The organism is Micromonospora rubida (genome assembly GCF_009908295.1).
GTDB lineage: Bacteria > Actinomycetota > Actinomycetes > Mycobacteriales > Micromonosporaceae > Micromonospora > Micromonospora rubida.
The window spans coordinates 145,314-161,740 of the sequence record NZ_JAAALO010000010.1; the positions used below are offsets into that span (position 1 = coordinate 145,314).

Below are 16,427 nucleotides of genomic sequence, written 5' to 3' on the forward strand. Positions count from 1 at the left end.
CGTACGGCCGCAAGCCAGGCGAGGACGGGGCAGCGTCCGCGCCGCCGGCTCGGTAGCGTGTGTGGCCATGCGCAGCGCGGCTGGTCCGGAGTGGTGGACCGCCATCCCGCCGCTTCGCGTCAGCCACCTCGCGGGCGTCGACCCCGAGCTGCTCCGGTTGGCCCTCGACCCGCTGCCGCCGTCCGCGCCGGCCGTGCTCGCGTACCGCCCGGGTCGTGGCCTGAGCCTCGACGGCCTGGTCACCGCCGTGCTCGACGAGCTGGAGGGCGCGGCCAGGGCGTTGCTTCCGCGCTGGCTGCCCGACGCGGACCGGCTCGACGGTAACGGTCCGCTCGGCCGGGCGGCCGTTCGAGGGCTCGCCGCCCGGCTAGCCGCCCGATCCGACCACTTCGGGCCGTTCCTCGCAGACCTGGCCGAGCGGGCCCGACACGACCGGGGCGCGGCGGGCGACGCCGTCCGGGCCCGGGGCGACCGGGAGGCGGCGGGCGACGCCGGCCGGGCCCGTCGCCGCTCGCGTTTCCCCGCCGAGGTACGCGCGGCCGGCCTGTCCCGGGTCCTCGCCGACGCGTACGGCCGGGACGCCGTGGCGTTGCTGATCGAGTCGCCGCAGGTGGCCGGGCCGGAGGACGAGCGAATCCTCGTGGCGGCGGCGGAGTGGCTGGCGCAGCACGGCCGGTGCGCGGTGTGGATCGCCGGCCCGCTCCGACCCGGCATCGACCGGGTACGCCCCGTGCGACTCACCCTCCCGGCGCATCTCACCGAACTGGCCGAGGGCTCCCGTCGGGTGTCCGGCAGCGTCGGCGGCCCGGTCGGTGCGGGCCTGGCATACCCGCCGCTGGCCGGGACGCCCCGATCGGACAGCGCCGCCGAGCAGGCCCTCGAACGGGCCCTCGCCCCGCACGACTGGGCCCGGGGCCGGCGGTGGAACCATGTCCACGAGTGGCACCCGCTGGGTCGGTCGTACCGGCTGGATCTGTTCTGGGCCCTCGAAGGGCTTGCGGTCGAAGTGGATGGCCCGGAGCATCGGGGAGCCATGATGTTCGCCGACGACCGGCGGCGCGACGTCCAGCTCCAGCTCCTCGGGCTCGACGTGCTCCGGTTCACCAACGAGCAGGTGTTGGCCGACGTCCAGGCGGTGGCCCGGAGCATCCGGGAACTGTTGGCCCGACGACGCGCGGCCGGCGCGCACCCCCCACAGGAATGAGGCACCATGTCGAGCGACACCGCTGACCTTCCGAATCTCACCCCCAACCAGATCTACGCGCTCGTCGTGCTGATGGTGGAGGCCAGGGAGCTGAGCAACACCGAGCTGCGGGAGCTGGCCGGTTTCCCCCTCACCGGTGAGCACGGCAAGAAGCTCGTCAAGGCCGGCCTGATCCAGACCGACCGGAGCCACCGCCCGTTCACCCACGAACTCACCGACGAAGGGTGGCGCGTGGTGCGGGAGCTGCACACCGGCGCCCCGCCCAAGGCGGGTGGTTCGGCCAGCCGTTCGCTGTTCACCCTGCTCGGCAACCTGCATCGGGGCCTGGACCGGCTTCGGGTCAGCCACGCCGACCTCTTCAAGCAGACCGCCGCCACCGCGTCCGCGCCGGCGGCCGAGGCCGCGCCCGTACCCGCCGCGCCGGCCGCCGCGTCCGCGCCGGCCGCCGCCCTGGCGACGCCCGCCGACGGCGGCAGCGACGTGGCGGAGCTGATCCGGGTCGCGTACCGGGAGCTGGCCAAGGCCCCCGGCGCCTGGGTCGGCCTGGCCGACCTGCGCGAGCGGCTCGGCGACACCGACCGCGCCGCGGTGGACGCCGCGCTGCGGACCCTGGTCCGGCAGGACGGCGTACGGATCATTCCCGTCGCCAACAGCAAGTCGCTGACCGCCCGGGACCGGGCGGCCGCGGTACGCATCGGCGAGGAGGAGAACCACACCCTGTCGATCGGTGCGGCATGATCGCTGATGACGAGCGCACCGCGCTGGAGGCGCTGACCTTCAACCCCGCGGTCACCCCCGACGACGTCTGGCGTCCCGCCCCGCACGACGTGCCCGAGCTGCACGAGCGGGTGGTCGCCGAGATCCTGCGCGGGGTCGCGCGGGCGCGCACCGACGACACCAGCCGTCCGCTCGGGGTGGCCATGCAGGGCCGGGCCGGCTCCGGAAAGACCCACCTGCTCGGGGCGGTCCGCGAGCGCATCCAGCACGATGGCGGCTACTTCTTTCTGGTCAACATGGTCAGCGGGAAGACATTCTGGGCGAGCGTCGCGCTGGCCATGGTCGAGGGGATGGGTCGGGAGGGCTACGGCTGGGGCACCCAGCTCCGCAAGTTCCTGCGCCGGCTCACCTCGCAGCTCGGCATCCCGGCCGAGATCCGCGACGCGGTGGCCGGCGTCCGGCCGCTCACCCGGGAGGACCTGGACGCCTTCGTCCGCGCCCTGCGCACCCATCACCGGGAGGTGGGCCGGGACTGCCAGGACACCGCCCGGGCGCTGGTGCTGCACGGCTCCCGCGAGTTCGACGACCAGGACGTCGGTTACGCCCACCTGATCAGCGAGCCCGGTGACCCGGCGGCCCGGGCGGCCTGGGGCCTGACCCCCAGGCTGTGCACCCCGCAGCAGATCGTCCAGGACATCTCCCGGCTCATGGCGTTGACGCTGGACCCGACGGTGATCGCGATCGACCAGCTCGACACGCTCTTCGCCCAGACCAGCACCTCGATGTTCGACCCGCGCGCCGAGCTGGACGAGGCGCAGGCGACCGCGTTCGGGCCGATCGCAGACGGCCTGCTGACCCTGCGCGACGTGACCCGCCGGTCGCTGGTCGTCGTGTCCTGCCTGCCCGACACCTGGGAGCTGCTGACCCGCAGCGCGCCCACCTCGGTCGCGGACCGGTTCCGGGTGTCCGTCCTGCCGGACCGCATTCCGACCCCGGAGATCGGGCGGGCCATCGTGGAGAAGCGGTTCACCGCCGCGTTCGGCGCGCTGCGGTTCACGCCGCCCGCGCCGACGTGGCCGATCGGCCCCGAGGCGTTCGCCGACGCACCGAACCTCACCCCGCGGGCCCTGCTGCGCCGGGTGGACCGGCACGTCTCCCGGTGCCGGGACGCCGACGAGGTGCTCCTGCTGGATCGGCTGATCGACGGCGGCGAGCCGCCGGCACCGACCCCGGCGCCGACCGGGGTGGTGGACCTGCGGCCGCTCGACGAGCGGTTCGCCCGGCTGGTCGAGGAGGCCGAGGTGAACCCCGCGCTCGACCACCGGACCGAGGACGAACACCTGCCGCCGCTGCTCGCCGCCGGGCTGGCCGCCTGGATCGCCGAGCAGGCACCGACCGGGGCCACGTACAAGCACGACCCGCCGCCCGGCCGCAAGCCGGCCCTGCACGGCCGGCTGATCGAGGTGCTGGACGAGGCCACCGAGAACGAGGCGCACTGGTGTTTCCGGGCGATCGCCCACCCGAACGCCGTCGCCACCATCGCCCGGGTGAAGGCGGCCTCCACGATGGCGGGGCTGGACCGGCAGTACCCGCAGCGCCGGCTGGTGCTGCTGCGCAACGGCCCCTGGCCGACCGGGAAGCGTACGGCCGAGGTGCTGGCGGCGTTCGACGCGGCCGGCGGGGTGAGCTGCCCCGTGCCGGAGGCGGACCTACGGGTGTTCGCGGCGCTGCGCGAGTTGGGCCGCCGCCCGGACGCGGCCTACCAGGAGTGGCTGGTGGCCCGCCGGCCGGCGAGCGGCACCACCCTGTTCCGCGCGGTCCTCGGCGGCACCGACCCCACGCCGGCCGCACCCGCACCTGGTCCCGGTCCTGGTCCCGCCGAGCCGCCGGGCCTGTCCGGTCCCGGTCCCGGTCCCGCCGAGCCGCCGGGCCTGTCCGGTCCCGGACCCGTCGAGGTGCAGGATCCGCGTTCCGCCGAGGAGCCGGGTTCGGGTGCCGGCGACGGGCCGGCGGCGGGCCATGGCGACGGGCCGGCGGGCGGCGGGGGCGCGGCGATCCGGCTGGGTCACCGCACGGAGGGGCGGGAGCCGTTCCAGGTCGACCTGGAGTCGCTGCGCCGGCACACCGTCGTCTTCGCCGGCTCGGGGTCGGGCAAGACGGTGCTGATCCGGCGGCTCGTCGAGGAGTGTGCCCGGCAGGGCGTGTCCTCGATCGTGCTGGACCCGAACAACGACCTGGCCCGGCTGGGGGACGCGTGGCCGCAGCCGCCGGCCGGCTGGGGGCCGGGCGACGACGAGCGGGCCCGGGACTACCTCGACCACACGGAGGTCGTCGTCTGGACGCCCCGGGTCAACGCCGGGCGGCCGTTGAGCTTCCAGCCGCTGCCGGACTTCAGCCCCGTGCGGGACTCGCCGGACGAGTTCGACCAGGCCATTCGCTCGGCGGTGGAGGCCCTCGCGCCCCGGGCCGGGGTGGACCGACCCACCCGGCTCGCCCAGCAGGGCAAGGCCGTGCTGACGGAGGCGCTGCTGGCGTACGCGAGGACCGGCATGGTGGGCCTGCCCGGCTTCACCGAGTTCCTCGCCGACCTGCCCGACGGGGTGAGCCGGCTGGCCCGGGCCGACAAGCTGGCCCACGAACTGGCCGAGACGCTCAAGGCGGCGATGGTCACCGACCCGTTGTTCGGCGGCACGGGCGCCCCGGCCGACCCCGGCCTGCTGCTCACCCCGACACCCGGCCGGCGGGCCCGGGTGTCGGTGGTCAGCTTCGTCGGGCTCACCTCCGACCAGGAGCGGCAGAGCTTCGTCAACCAGTTGCAGATGGCGCTGTTCGCCTGGGTCAGGCGGCACCCCGCCGGAGACCGGCCGCTGGGCGGCCTGTTCGTCATGGACGAGGCGCAGACCCTCGCCCCGTCGACCGGGAACACCGCCTGCACGGCCAGCTCCATCGCCCTGGCCTCGCAGGCCCGCAAGTACGGCCTCGGGCTGGTCTTCGCCACCCAGGCCCCCAAAGGCCTGCACAACCAGATCTCGGGCAACGCCACCACCCAGTTCTTCGGCCTGCTCAACGCCCCGGCGCAGATCGACGCGGCGCGGCAGCTCGCCGAGGCCAAGGGCGGCCGGCTGCCCGACATCGGGCTGTTGAGCAGCGGCCAGTTCTACGTCGCGAGCGAGGGCTTCCCGTTCGTCAAGGTGGACACCCCGCTGTGCCTGACCCACCACCCCAAGGCGCCGCTGACGCCCGAGGAGGTGGTGCGGCGGGCGGGCTGAGCCGGGCCGCCCCACGCCGCACGACGCCGGGGTCGGCCCGGGTGCCGCCCCAGGCACCCGGACCGACCCCGGACTGCCGGCCCTCGTCCGGCGCGGGTCGTCCCCGCCCGCCGGCCATCTCGTCCGGCGCGGGTCGTCCCCCGGAACGCCGGCCACCTCCGGCCGACGCGCGGGCCGCGTCAGTAGGCCAGTTCCACCGGCCGGCCGAGCAGGTGGGCGCCGTTGTTGCCCAGCCAGCCCTCCGCCGCCGCCGCGTGCTGGGCGAAGGTGTGGATGTCCCGGAAGCGGCGCTGCACCGGGGAGGAATCGCGGGCCGCGCCGCCCCCACTCGCCCGGTAGCAGGCGTCCACGGCGGCGGTGGCGACCTCGGTCACCCAGGGCAGGCTGGCGGAGATCTGCGGGCGCAGCGCCTCGATCGCGGCTGGGTCCTCCGCGTGGGCCGCCCGGAACAGGTCGTCGGCCAGCGACCGCACCAGCGCCCGGGCCGCCCGGACGTGCAGGTCGGCCCGGCCGAGCTGCACCCGGAAGGCCGGCGAGTCGGCCAGCGACTGCCGCGCGTACAGCCGCTGCCGGCCGCCGTCGAGCAGCGTCACGGTGTCGTCCAGGGTGCCCTGGGCGATCCCGACGGCCACCGCGCCCAGGTGCAGGACGAACTGCGCCAGCGGCGCGACGAACCCGGGCCCCGGCACGCACGGGTCCCCGGTGAACAGGTCGAAGCTCTGCTCGACCGGGCAGAACACCGACTCCATCAGCACGTCGTGGCTGCCGGTGCCGCGCAACCCCAGCGTGTGCCAGGTGTCCTGCACCGTCACCGAGCCGGCGGGCAGCAGCATCGAACGGATCTCCACGGGCTGGCCGTTCGGGCCGGGAAGCGGCTGGCCGTCCCCGGTGAGCACGCAGTTGCCGAAGATCCAGTCGGCGTGCCGGGAGCCGCTGGCGAACCCCCACCGCCCGGTGACCTGGAACCCGCCGTCGGCCAGCTCGGCCCGGCCCTGCGGGGCGAAGCCGCCGGCCACCACGACGTCCGGGCCCGACGCGTAGAGCTTGTCGAACCGGTCCCGGGGCAGCAACGCCAGCAGGTGCGGCGTCTCCGCGCCGATCATCACCGTCCAGCCGGTGGAGCCGTCGGCGCGGGCCAACTCCTCCAGCACCGCCAGCCCGGTGTGCGGGTCCGCCTCGTACCCGCCGTGGCTGCGCGGCACGAACATCCGGAAGCAGCCGGCGGCCCGGAGCCCGTCGAGCAGGTCGGCGGGCAACTCCCGCGCGGCCTCGATCTCCTCCGCCCGCCGGCTCAGCTCCGGCGTCAGCTCCCGTACCGCACCTGTCAGTCGGGTCCGGTCCTGTTCGTCCATGGTGGCCTCCTGCTCGCCCCGGGCGTCGCGGCGCCGTCCCGGCGCCGTCGGACTCGCGGCGCCGGCCTGCGGCATCCGCGGCTCAGACGTTGGACGGCCCGGCGTCCCGGCGGAAAGGGACGGCGGTACCGGCCCGCCGGGCGCCCCCTTCCCGGCGGAAGTTCCCGGGTGGACGGGACGGTGCGCACCATGCGGCCGGGACACCGGGACCGGCACGCTCGGTGGGCCGGTGGTGTCGCCCGCCCCCGACCCGCCGGCCCACCGACGACCACGTCCCGCCGGGAGACACCCGTGTCCCACCCGTGGCCGTACCCCGTCCCGGCCGGGCCCCGCGCGACTGTCGCCGGACCGACACCCGCTGCGCAGCGCCGGGGTCTCGGCAACCGACGCCCCGACTGACAGGATCACGCCATGCTGGTCGACCCGGCGCCGCGCGCGCTGATCGCCCCGAACGCCGGTGACTACCCCCGCCGCCCGGTCGCCGCCTGGACGGTGCTGGTCGGCTGCGTGCTGCTGCTCGCCGCCACGACGCTCTGCTGGGCCCTCGCCCACCGCCCGTGGGGGCTGTCCCAGCTCTACTTCCTCGTCGACTACACCGACTGCGCGGTGTACGGCACGACCGGATGGCTGATCCTGCTGCGCCGCAGTCACCCGGTTGCCTGGCTGCTGGCGGTCACCGGAGTCGGCGGGGGTGTCGCCGGCCTGGGCGCCCAGTACCTCGACCTGCTCCGGGTGTACCCGGGGCTGCCCGAGGTCACGCTGCTGACCTCGGCCCGGCACTGGGGCTGGGTGCCGGGGATGCTGTCGCTGATCGTGGTGCTGCCCTGGTTGGTCCGGGAGGGCCGGCTCACGGTGGGTCCCCGGGTGGCGGTGGCGGCCGGCGTCGCGGTGGTCGCCGCGACCGAGCTGTTCCAGTTGACCTTTCCCGGGCTGGGTGGCGCTCCGTCCGGGGCGCCGCTGGCGATCCGCAGCGCCGACTGGGCCGAGTTCGTCGCCCGGGTGCAGCCCGTACTCACGGCCCTGGTGCCGCTGCTCGGGCTCGCCGCCGCCGCCGGGCTGCTGTGGCGGCGTCGGGTCTCGCCGCCCGCCGAACGGGTCGGCCTGGGCTGGCTCGCGGTCGGCACGGTGCTGTTGGCGGTGAGCTTCGCCCCGATAGCGCTGCCCGCCGGCTGGGCGGGCGTGGTGCCGGACTGGCTGCCGCCGGCCGCCATGCTGGCCGCGCAGGCGTTCTTCCCGGCCGCCGTGCTGGCCGTGGTGCTGCGGCAGCGGCTGTGGGGGATCGAGATCGCGGTCCGCCGCACGTTGGTCTGGTTCCTGCTGACCTTCCTGCTGGTCGCCGCGTACGTCGTCGGGGTGACCACGCTGGACGCGCTGCTCCCGGCCAGCCGGGCAATCCCCGGGGTGCTGGTCACCGCCCTGGTCGCGGCCGCCGTGCAGCCGGGCCGGTGGTGGGTGCAGCGGCGGGTGGACCGGCTGATCCACGGCGCGGCGGCGGAGCCGATCGGCGTGGTCCGGGGCGTCGGCGACCGGATCAGCGCGAGCGAGGACCCGACCGACGTGCTGACCGGGGTGGCGCGGAGTCTCACCGAGTCGCTGCGGTTGGGCGCCTGCGGCATCGAGGTGGACGGCCCGGACCCGTGCACCGCCCACTGCGCGTCCGCCGGGCCGGTGGGGGAGCCCCTGGTGCTGCCGCTGCGCCGGGGCGAGCGGGAGGTGGGGCGGCTGACCGCGTGGGCCCGGGCCGGCGAGCGGCTGGACGGGCGTACCCGCTCGGCGTTGGTGGACCTGGTGCCGGTGGTCGCCTCGGCGGCCAGCCTCGCCGCGACCGGCCGGGCGCTGGTCACCTCCCGGGCCAGGCTGGCCGAGGCCCGCGACTCGGAACGCCGCAAGCTGCGCCGGGACCTGCACGACGGGCTCGGTCCCGCCCTGGCCGGGGTGGCGCTCGGCCTCCAGGCGGCCCGCAACCTGCTGGGCACCGACCCGGGCGCGGCCGGACGGCTGCTGGACCGGCTGCGCGACGAGACGGACCAGCGGGTCGAGCAGGTCCGCGACCTGGCCCGCGGGCTGCTGCCGCCGGTCCTCGGCGAGCGCGGCCTGGTCCCCGCCCTGCACGAGCTGGCCCAACGGTACGACGGCTCGGGGCTGACCGTGCTGGTCGAGGCGCTGCCGCTGCCGCTGCCCGAGCCGGTCGCCACCGCCGTGTACGGGATCGTCTCCGAGGCGGTCCGCAACGCCCAGCGGCACTCCGGCGCATCGACCTGCCGGGTGGCCGTCGAGCGGGATCCGGACGGGCTCACCGTCCGGGTGACCGACCCGGGCCGGGGAGTCGCGGTCGGCACGCCGGCCGGGGTCGGCATGCTTTCCATGCGGGAGCGGGCCGAAGGCATCGGCGGGGTGTGCGTGATCGGCCCGGCGCCCGACGGCGGCACCGAGGTCACCGTCCGGGTGCCCGTCGACCGCCTGCCGCTGGTCGACGGCGACCTGCCGCCGGCCGTCCCCGCCCAGCGGGGGTTGGACCCGGCCGACCCCGACCCCGATCCCGGCCCGGAGCTGCCGGCCGCCGTCCCCGCCCCGACCGCCGTCCCCGCCCCGACCGCTGTCCCGTCTGCGGACGCGCGGCAGCCGGCGGGCGTGCCGGCGGAAGCCGGTACGGTGCCGGGGACGCGGACGGGACGAGCCCTGGCGGTGCGGCGATGACGGGTGACGGTGCGGTGGGCGGTGGCGCGGCGGTGGGCGGTGGCGCGGCGGTGGGCGGTGGCGCGGCGGTGATCCGGCTGGCGGTGGTCGACGACCATCCCGTGTTCCGGCTCGGCATGACGGCGCTGCTGGCGTCCACACCGGGGCTGGAGGTGGTCGGCGAGGCTGCCGACGCCGACGAGGCGGTCCGGCTGGCCGACCGGACCCGGCCCGATGTGATCATCATGGACCTGCACCTCGGCGGGCGGTCCGGCGTGGAGGCCACCCGGGAGATCGTCGCCCGGCACCCGGGGATCGGGGTGCTGGTGGTGACGATGCTGGACGACGACGACTCGGTGTTCGCCGCGCTGCGCGCCGGGGCGCGGGGGTACCTGCTCAAGGGCGTCGCGCCGGGCGACGTGGAACGGGCCGTCCGCGCGGTCGCCAACGGCGAGGTGCTGCTCGGCCCGGTGATCGCCAGCCGGGCGATCGGCTTCCTCGCCGGCGGGCGGGCCGGCGGGCCGGCGCCGTTCCCCGAGCTGACCGACCGGGAGCGCGAGGTGCTGGACCTGGTCGCGCAGGGGCTGAGCAACGTGGTGATCGCCCGCCGGCTGACGCTCAGCCCGAAGACCGTCCGTAACCACCTGTCCAACGTGCTCGGCAAGCTCCAGGTCGCCGACCGCAGCCAGGCGATCCAGCGGGCCCGCGAGGCCGGCCTCGGTCAGCCCTGACCGGTACGCTGCGCCCCAAGGGCCTTCCTTTCGCGGCGGGTGCCCGGCGGGCTCCCTATGCTCGGGGCATGGAACTCCGGATCTTCACCGAACCCCAGCAGGGTGCCAGCTACGACCAACTGCTCGCCGTGGCCCGCTGCGCCGAGGACGCCGGCTACGGCGCGTTCTTCCGCTCCGACCACTACCTGAAGATGGGCGCGGTGAGCGGCGACCCGGGCCCGACGGACGCCTGGACCACGCTGGCCGGCCTGGCCCGGGAGACCTCCCGGATCCGGCTCGGCACCCTGATGACGGCGGCCACGTTCCGGCTGCCCGGCCCGCTGGCGATCAGCGTCGCCCAGGTCGACCAGATGAGCGGCGGCCGGGTGGAGCTGGGCATCGGCGCCGGCTGGTTCGCCGACGAGCACACCGCGTACGGCATCCCGTTCCCCTCGATGGGCGAGCGGTTCGACCGGCTGGAGGAGCAGCTCGCCGTCATCACCGGGCTGTGGGAGACGCCGGCCGGCGAGACGTTCGACTTCGCGGGCCGGCACTACCCGGTGACCGGCTCACCGGCCCTGCCCAAGCCGGTGCAGCAGCCGCGCCCGCCGATCCTGCTCGGCGGCATGGGGCCGAAGCGCACGCCCCGCCTCGCGGCCCGCTACGCCGACGAGTTCAACCTGCCGTTCGTGTCCGTCACCGACTCGGTGGCCCAGTTCGACCGGGTCCGGGCCGCCTGCGCCGACATCGGCCGGGACCCGGCCGGGATGCGCTGGTCGAACGCGCTGGCGCTGTGCTGCGGCCGGGACGAGGCGGAGGTGCGACGGCGGGCCGAGGTGATCGGCCGGGACCCGGCGGAGCTGCGCGAGAACGGCCTCGCCGGCACCCCGGCCGAGATCGTCGACCGGATCGGCCGGTACGCGGAGGCCGGCAGCGAGCGGATCTACCTCCAGGCCCTCGACCTGGCCGACCTGGACCAGGTCGAGCTGGTCGCCGCCGAGGTCATGCCGCAGCTCTGAGTCCGGGCACCCGCCCAGGGCCCGCCCGGGCGCGGTCGGGCCGGGCCTCAGCGGGCGCGGGATGCGGGGTGCGCAGGGCCCCGCTGGGCGGGCCTCAGCGGGTGGGGTGCGGGGTACGCAGAATCGTGTCGAGGCGGCCGTCCCGGTCGCTGTCCAGGTAGGTGATGTCCGGGATGCCGTCGCCGTCCAGGTCCACCTGGACCACGTCGGCGATCCCGTCGCCGTCGAGGTCGGTGACGACCTCGGTCGAGCCGTCCAAGTGGTGGGTGACGATCGAGTGCGACTCGCCCGGCGGGTGCGGGGCCGGTCCCGGCGACGGCGCGGGGGTCGGCCCGGGTGCGGGGCCCCGGTCGGGTGTCGGCGCGGGGTACGCCCCGGCCGGCGGCCCGTCCCCGGGGCCCGGACCGACGCCGGTCGCGTCGATCTCCTCCTCGGACGGGTACGCGTCGCCGCGCGGGGCGGGATCCGGGTAGCTGCTCATCGACGTATGGTTCCCCGACGACGCCCGGGGCAACCGCCCCCGCCGGTGCCGCCCCGGGTCGTCGGCCGACGACGCCGAGCGACGGGAGTGCGACGTGGACGCAGGGGAGCGGGAACCACGCGCGGGCGTCGGTGTGCCCGGGGCCGGGCCCGCCGACCGGGTACCGGGCGTGCCGGAGCGCAACTGGGCCGGCAACGTCCGGTACGCCGCCGCCCGGCGGCACCGCCCGTCCGGGGTGGACGAGCTGCGCCGGCTCGTCGCCGGCAGCGACCGGGTCCGGGCGGTCGGCACCGGGCACTCGTTCAACCGGCTCGGCGACACCACCGGCGACCTGGTGTCGCTGGCGGGCCTGCCGCCCACCGTCGAGGTGGACCAGGAGCGCCGCACGGTCACGGTGGCCGCCGCCGTGCGCTACGGCGACCTGGCCACCCGGCTGCACGCCGCCGGGTACGCCCTGCCGACGATGGCGTCGCTGCCGCACATCTCGGTGGCCGGGGCGGTGGCCACCGCCACCCACGGCTCGGGCGTCGGGATCGGCAACCTGGCCACCGCCGTGGCCGCCCTGGAGCTGGTCACCGCCGACGGGGACCTGCTGACCGTGCGCCGGGACGCCGACGGCGACCGGTTCGCCGGGATGGTGGTCGCCCTCGGCGCGCTGGGCGTGGTCACCCGGGTCACCCTGGACGTGCTGCCCACCTTCGAGATACGGCAGTACGTCCGGCTCGGCCTGCCCCGCGTGGCCCTGGACGAGGCGTTCGCCTCGGCGTACAGCGTCAGCCTCTTCACCGACTGGCGCGGCGACCGGATCGGGCAGGTGTGGCGCAAGCAGCTCGCCGCCGCGCCGCCGCCGGAGGCCGACTGGCTGGACACCACGGCGGCGGCCGGGCCGGTGCACCCGGTGCCCGGCATGGCGGCGGGAAGCTGCACGGCCCAGCTCGGCGAGCCCGGCCCCTGGCACGAGCGGCTGCCGCACTTCCGGCTCGGCTTCACCCCGAGCAGCGGCGACGAGCTCCAGTCGGAGTACCACCTGCCCCGGGCGACGGCGGCGGACGCGCTGGCCGCCCTCGACCCGGTGGCGGACCGGATCGCCGCCGTGCTCCAGGTCTGCGAGCTGCGTACGGTCGCCGCCGACGAGCTGTGGCTGAGCCCGCAGTACGGGCGGGACAGCCTCGCCGTGCACTTCACCTGGACCGCCGACGTTGACGCGGTAACCCCGGTGCTGGCCGAGGTGGAGGCGCGGCTGGCCCCGTTCGCGCCCCGACCGCACTGGGGGAAGGTGTTCACGCTCGACCCGGCGGCGGTCGCCGCCGCGTACCCCCGGCACGCGGACTTCCTGGCCCTGCTGCGCACCCTGGACCCGGCAGGCAAGTTCCGCACGGAGTTGCTGGACCGCCACTTCCCCCGCTGACCGGCGGCTCAGTGTCGGCCGGCCGTCGCCTGGCCGCGGAGGGTGCCGCGCTGCACCGCCCGGCTGATGTCGCTGGGCGAGACGATGCCGACCAGGCGCTGGTCGGTCACCACCAGCGCCCGGCCGTCGGCGCACCCGCTGAGCCGGGGGAGCAGGTCGGTGAGCTGCTCGTCCGGGGAGGCCAGCACGAGCTGGTCGGCCCGGCAGGCCACCTCGGCCAGCGTGGTCGCGGCCCGCCGGTCGGCCGCAACGCCACGTACCCGGTCGAGGGTGACCAGTCCGACCGGCCGGCCGTCCTCGGTCAGCGGCAGCGCCGAGTGCCGGTACGCGAAGAGGTAGTGGTCGACGAAGTCCGCCACGGTCATCTCGGCCGACGCGGTCTGCGGCTGCGGGGTCATCACGTCCGCCACCCGTATCCCGCGCAGCGCGCTGCCCGTCCGGGCCTGCCGCTCCTCCAAACCGGCGGCCCCGATCAGGAACCAGCCGATCAGCGCCAGCCAGAGCCCGCCGAAGCCCGCGCCGCGCAGGAACTGCCACAGGCCCAGCCCGATCAGCAGCACGCCGAGGATCCAGCCGGCCCGGGCCGCCACCACGGACGCCCTCGTCCGGTCGCCGGTGGCCTTCCACACGGCGGCGCGCAGCAGCCGGCCCCCGTCCAGCGGGGCGGCCGGCAGCACGTTGAAGACCGCCAGCAGGATGTTGATGCCGGCCAGCCAGGCCAGCGCGCCGAGCCACAGCCCGTGCACATCGGCGAGGACGAGCAGCACCGCGATGCCGCCGAAGACGACGCCGATGATCAGGCTGACCAGCGGCCCGACCCCGGCGATGCGCAGCTCCGCTCCGGGGTCGCGGGCCTCCCCGCGCAGCTCGGCCACCCCGCCGAAGAGCCACAGGGTGATCCCCTCCACCTCGATGCCGTTGCGCTTGGCCACCACGGCGTGCGAGACCTCGTGGGCCAGCAGCCCGACGAAGAAGACCACTGCGGCGCTCAGGCCGGCGAGCACGTACGCCCAGGTCGGCCGGTCCGGGTACGACCGGGGAAACTGGTTGGCCGACAGCCCCCAGGCGATCAGCAGGAAGATGACCAGGACGCTCCAGTTGACCCCGACCGGCACGCCCGCGACCCGGCCGATCCGGAAACTCGCCCTCATGTTCCGGGCATACCCCGCCAAAACCGGAGCATGCCCTGGCCGGTGGCCCGGTTCTCCGGCCGGGTTGACCCCGTCGGGGATAGTGGCAACGTGGCGAGGCTGACCGATGAGCATGACGACCCGTACCTCTGGCTGGAAGACCTCGACGGCCCGGACGCCGCCGGATGGGTGCGGGACCGCAACGCGGAGACCCTGGCCGCGCTGACCGGGGACGAGCGGTTCGCCGCCCTGCGGGCGGAGATCCGGCAGGTGCTCGACTCGGACGACCGCGTCCCCTACCCCGGGTGGCGCGGGGACCACTTCTACTACAACTTCTGGACCGACGCGACGCATCCGCGGGGAATGTGGCGGCGGACCACCCTCGACCAGTACCGCCGGCCCGAGCCCGAGTGGGACGTGCTGCTCGACCTCGACGCGTTGGCCGCCGAGGAGGGCGAGAGCTGGGTCTGGGACGGCGTGACGGTGCTGCGCCCCGGGTACGAGCGCTGCCTGGTCAGCCTGTCCCGGGGCGGCTCCGACGCGTCCGTGGTGCGCGAGTTCGACCTGGTCGGCCGGGCCTTCGTCTCCGACGGCTTCACGCTTCCCGAGGCCAAGAGCACGGTCTGCTGGATCGACGCCGACCACATCTACGTGGCCACCGACTTCGGGCCGGGCTCGCTGACCACCTCCGGCTACCCCCGGGTGGTCAGGCGCTGGCGGCGGGGCACGCCGCTGTCGGCGGCCGAGGTCGTCTTCGAGGGGCAGGCGGACGACGTCAGCGCCTACGCCACGCGCGACCACACGCCCGGGTTCGAGCGCACCTTCCTGGGGCGCAGCCTGGACTTCTACCGCACGGAGAGCTTCCTGCTGACGCGGGAGGATGAGCGGAGACGCATCGACGTGCCGGACGACGCCCGGTGGGATGTGCACCGGGAGTGGCTGGTGATCGGGCTGCGCTCCCCGTGGACGGTCGAGGGCGTCACCCATCCGGCGGGCGCGCTGCTGGCGGCCCGGTTCGACGCGTTCCTCGCCGGCGGGCGGGACCTGACGGTGCTGTTCAGGCCGGACGACCGCACCGCGCTGGGCGGCCACGCGTGGACCCGCAACCACCTCATCCTGCTCACCTTCGCGGACGTCCGGAGCCGGCTGGAGGTGCTGACCCCCGACGCGACGGGCTGGCGGCGGGAGCCGCTGCCGGGCGTGCCGGAGTCCGGCCACAGCGGGGTGGTGGAGACCGACCGCGACACCGGCGACGACTACCTGATCGCGTCCGAGGGGTTCCGGGAGCCGGCGACCCTCCGGCTCGGACGGGTCGGTGGCACGGTCGAGACGCTCAAGCGGGCACCGACGTTCTTCGACGGGAACGGCCTGGCGGAACGGCAGTTCTTCGCCACCTCGGCGGACGGGACGCGGGTGCCGTACTTCGTGGTGGGCGACCCGGACGCGACCGGCGGCCCGACCCTGCTCACCGGGTACGGCGGCTTCGAGGTCTCCCTGACCCCGCACTACAGCGGCATCATCGGCCGGGGGTGGCTGGCCGGGGGCGGCACCTACGTGGTGGCGAACATCCGGGGCGGCGGCGAGTACGGGCCCCCGTGGCACCGGGCCGCGCTCCGGGAGGACCGGCCCAGGGCGTACGAGGACTTCGCGGCGGTGGCGGCCGACCTGGTCGCCCGGGGGATCACCACGCCGGCGCGACTCGGCATCGAGGGCGGTAGCAACGGTGGCCTGCTGATGGGGGTGATGCTGACCCGCTACCCGGAGCTGTTCGGGGCGATCGTCGCGCACGTCCCGCTGCTGGACATGCGGCGCTACCACCGGCTGCTGGCCGGCGCCTCGTGGATGGCCGAGTACGGCGACCCGGAGGAGCCGGCCGACTGGGCCTATCTGCGCCGGTACTCGCCCTACCACAACATCCGCGCCGACCGGCCGTACCCGCCGCTCCTGCTCGTCACCTCGACCCGGGACGACCGGGTGCATCCGGGGCACGCCCGCAAGATGGCGGCCCGGCTGCGCGAGCGCGGCCACGAGGTGGCGTACTACGAGAACGTCGAGGGCGGACACGGCGCGGCGGCGAACAACGCGCAACGCGCCTTCGTCTGGGCGCTGACGCTGGAGTTCCTGTGGCGGAACCTGAGCGGGGAAGCGGGTCCGGCCCTGCCGCGCCAGCGGCCCACCGCCGCCGTGCCGACAGGTTCCAGGCGAGTGGTAGGAGGGTGAGCCAGGGCCTTCGGGGGGAGCCGGCCTCCCTTCGGTCAACTGCAGCCCGGCCGGCTTGTACCGCTCCACCGGCAGGTGCGGCACGTGCTCGTCGGCGACCAGTTGGCGCAGCATCCGGTTCAGATCGCAGGTGTCGTGCCCGACCCACAGGTCCAGCACCGCCCGGAACCTCTGGGCGGGACCGCCGATCAGGTCGCAGCCGTGGCGGTTTCGGGAAGTTCCGAGAAGCAAGTGCCGTCAT

The 16,427-nt window shown here is 75.6% G+C and carries 11 protein-coding genes; 8 read left to right on the forward strand and 3 right to left on the reverse strand.

All coding sequences use genetic code 11. The annotated features are described in order from the left end of the window. Positions 1–67 precede the first annotated feature (67 nt). From GVV04_RS27660 to GVV04_RS27670, 3 genes are read left to right on the forward strand one after another with little or no spacing between them, the layout of a single operon-like run. On the forward strand, positions 68–1,204 hold the full coding sequence (locus GVV04_RS27660; RefSeq protein ID WP_161691916.1) for an endonuclease domain-containing protein: 1,137 nt from the start codon (positions 68–70) through the stop codon (positions 1,202–1,204). A gap of 6 nt (positions 1,205–1,210) precedes the next feature. Continuing rightward, positions 1,211–1,942, forward strand: a complete 732-nt coding sequence (locus GVV04_RS27665) for a hypothetical protein (RefSeq protein WP_161691917.1) — start codon at positions 1,211–1,213, stop codon at positions 1,940–1,942. Continuing rightward, positions 1,939–5,190, forward strand: coding sequence for a helicase HerA domain-containing protein (locus GVV04_RS27670; RefSeq protein ID WP_161691919.1), 3,252 nt, complete (start codon positions 1,939–1,941; stop codon positions 5,188–5,190). Before GVV04_RS27665 ends, GVV04_RS27670 begins: the two co-directional genes overlap by 4 nt. A gap of 179 nt (positions 5,191–5,369) precedes the next feature. Here GVV04_RS27670 and GVV04_RS27675 read toward each other — a convergent pair whose 3' ends face one another. Continuing rightward, a complete protein-coding gene (locus GVV04_RS27675; RefSeq protein WP_161691921.1) occupies positions 5,370–6,542 on the reverse strand; it encodes an acyl-CoA dehydrogenase family protein in 1,173 nt (390 codons plus the stop codon). 411 nt (positions 6,543–6,953) lie between these two features. Between GVV04_RS27675 and GVV04_RS27680 the strand changes: the two genes are divergently transcribed. The 3 genes from GVV04_RS27680 to GVV04_RS27690 all read left to right on the forward strand — a co-directional run bounded on the left by GVV04_RS27680 (position 6,954) and on the right by GVV04_RS27690 (position 10,947). Next, positions 6,954–9,239, forward strand: coding sequence for a sensor histidine kinase (locus GVV04_RS27680; RefSeq protein ID WP_161691922.1), 2,286 nt, complete (start codon positions 6,954–6,956; stop codon positions 9,237–9,239). Continuing rightward, the gene (locus GVV04_RS27685; RefSeq protein WP_161691924.1) at positions 9,236–9,949 is read left to right on the forward strand and encodes a response regulator; all 714 of its coding nucleotides are present in this window, start codon (positions 9,236–9,238) and stop codon (positions 9,947–9,949) included. Before GVV04_RS27680 ends, GVV04_RS27685 begins: the two co-directional genes overlap by 4 nt. A 68-nt stretch (positions 9,950–10,017) precedes the next feature. Beyond that, the gene (locus tag GVV04_RS27690) at positions 10,018–10,947 is read left to right on the forward strand and encodes an LLM class F420-dependent oxidoreductase (protein ID WP_161691925.1); all 930 of its coding nucleotides are present in this window, start codon (positions 10,018–10,020) and stop codon (positions 10,945–10,947) included. A 94-nt stretch (positions 10,948–11,041) separates the two neighbouring features. Here GVV04_RS27690 and GVV04_RS27695 read toward each other — a convergent pair whose 3' ends face one another. Next, complete coding sequence (locus tag GVV04_RS27695) at positions 11,042–11,428, reverse strand: hypothetical protein (protein WP_161691927.1); 387 nt, start codon at positions 11,426–11,428, stop codon at positions 11,042–11,044. 169 nt (positions 11,429–11,597) lie between these two features. Here GVV04_RS27695 and GVV04_RS27700 point away from each other — a divergent pair, with 169 nt between their 5' ends. Further along, positions 11,598–12,836 (forward strand): FAD-binding protein, encoded by a 1,239-nt coding sequence (locus GVV04_RS27700; protein WP_161692020.1) that lies wholly within the window; start codon positions 11,598–11,600, stop codon positions 12,834–12,836. A gap of 8 nt (positions 12,837–12,844) precedes the next feature. On the opposite strand, the gene GVV04_RS27705 is transcribed toward GVV04_RS27700, so the two are convergent. Next, positions 12,845–13,987, reverse strand: a complete 1,143-nt coding sequence (locus tag GVV04_RS27705) for a site-2 protease family protein (RefSeq protein WP_161691929.1) — start codon at positions 13,985–13,987, stop codon at positions 12,845–12,847. Between the two features lie 90 nt (positions 13,988–14,077). On the opposite strand from GVV04_RS27705, the gene GVV04_RS27710 reads away from it, so the two are divergent. Next, the gene (locus GVV04_RS27710; protein WP_328822601.1) at positions 14,078–16,186 is read left to right on the forward strand and encodes a prolyl oligopeptidase family serine peptidase; all 2,109 of its coding nucleotides are present in this window, start codon (positions 14,078–14,080) and stop codon (positions 16,184–16,186) included. Positions 16,187–16,427: the final 241 nt, after the last annotated feature.